Annotated in this window: 1 protein-coding gene; it reads right to left on the bottom strand. The window is 76.0% G+C overall.

Annotated features, from left to right (window positions below):
- A partial coding sequence (locus E0D90_RS25310) for an AMP-binding protein (protein WP_157996955.1) occupies positions 1-1,965 on the bottom strand: 1,965 nt, incomplete at both ends.

Genomic DNA, 1,965 nt, shown 5'->3' with positions numbered 1-1,965 from the left:
CCCACCTCACCCAGCACCTCACGCTGCCACACCGCGTAATCCCCGTACTGCACCGCCAACGGCTCCCACCCGGGAACCGCACCCCCCACCCGCGCCCCGTACGCCACCGACAGATCCCGCGACAACGGCCCCATCGACCACCCGTCCGCCGCGATGTGATGCAGCGTGAGCACCAGCACGTGCTCCTCGGACGCGAGCGTGTACAGCTCGGCGCGCAGCGGCGTCTCCTCGGCCAGCCGGAAGGGCGGGACGGGACGGCCGCCGGGCCGGACGCCGGGCGGCGCGTCGGCCAGGACGACGGGAGCGCCGTCCACGGGAAGCACCCGCTGGTACGGGCCGTCGGCGTCCTCGGGGAAGAGGGTGCGCAGGCTCTCGTGCCGTGCCACCAGGTCGCCCAGCGCCGCCCGCAGGGCGTCGCGGTCGAGCGGGCCGGTCAGCCGCAGCGCGATCGGGATGGTGTAGGTGGCGCCGCCCTCGCCCATGCTCTCCAGCAGCCACAGCCGGTGCTGGGCCGGTGAGAGGGGCAGACGCGCGGGGCGCCGCCCGGCCACCAGGGCGGGGCGGACGGCGCCGGCCTCGTCGAGGCGGCCGGCGAGCCCGGCGGGGGTCGGCGACTCGAAGAGCAGCCGGATCGGAAGCTCCACGCCGAGCGCGGCCCTCACTCCGGAGACGACCCGCGCGGCCAGCAGGGAGTGCCCGCCGAGCTCGAAGAAGTCGCTGTCGCGGCCGACGTCGGGGACGCCCAGCACCTCGGAGTAGACCGCGCAGACGGCGGCCTCGGCGTCGTCACGCGGCGCCTCGTACCTGGCCCGGGAGACGGCGACGGGCTCCGGCAGCGCGTCGGTGTCGAGCTTGCCGTTGGGGGTGAGCGGCAGGCGGTCGACGGTGGCGTAGGCGGCGGGCACCATGTGCTCGGGCAGCGCCGCGGCCAGCAGCTCACGCAGCCGGGCGGGGTCGCCGTCGGCGGTGTCGCGGACGGCGACGTAGGCGGCGAGCTGCTCGGCTCCCCCACCGGCGGGCCGGGCCACGACGGCGGCGGCCTGGACGCCGGGCAGGGCGGTGAGGGCGGCCTCGATCTCACCGGGGTCGACCCGGTGACCGCGCACCTTGATCTGCCGGTCGCTGCGGCCGAGGAACTCCAGTTCGCCGTCGGCACGCCAGCGCGCGAGGTCGCCGGTGCGGTACATGCGGGAGCCCGGCTCACCGAAGGGGTCGGCGAGGAACCGGTCGGCGGTCAGACCGGCGCGGCCGGCGTAGCCCCGGGCGACGCCGGCGCCCGCGAGATAGAGCTCTCCGGCCATGCCGGTGGGCAGCGGGTGGAGCCCGGCGTCCAGCACATAGGCGCGGGCACCGGCGACGGGGCGGCCGATGACGGGGCTGCCTCCCTCGATCCGGGTGGTCACCGCGTTCACGGTGACCTCGGTGGGGCCGTAGAAGTTGAACACCGACAGGCCGGGGTGGGCGGAGAGTTCACGCCACAGGGCGTCGTTGACCGCTTCGCCGCCGAGGGCGATGACGGTGGGCCGGCGCTCGTCCTCCAGCAGCCCGTGCCCGATCATCTGCCGCAGATAGGTGGGCGTGGTCTCGATCGCGTCGATCGCGGCGTCGTGGAGGTGGGCGACGAGCGCCTGCGGGTCGCGGCGCACGGCGTCGGGGACGATGTGCAGTTCGTGGCCGGCGACCATCCACAGCACCGGGTCCAGGGAGGCGTCGAAGGAGGTCGCGGCGGTCAGCGCCACGCGCAGCCGGCGGCCGAGGGCGCGTTCGGCGGCGGCGTGCGACTCCTGCCGGTGGTGTTCCAGGAGGTTGGCCAGCGAGCGGTGCTCGACCTCGACGCCCTTGGGGCGTCCGGTGGAGCCGGAGGTGTAGATCACATAGGCGGCGTCACCGCGTTCGGGCCAGCGGGACGGGGCGGCCGGGGCGGCGGCCGCTCGCTCCGGCTCCGGTGCGGCGGCGGGGACCAGG

The sequence above is a fragment of the Streptomyces otsuchiensis genome (assembly GCF_004305975.1).
Classification (GTDB): domain Bacteria; phylum Actinomycetota; class Actinomycetes; order Streptomycetales; family Streptomycetaceae; genus Streptomyces; species Streptomyces otsuchiensis.
This window is presented reverse-complemented; position numbering and strand designations above follow the sequence as displayed.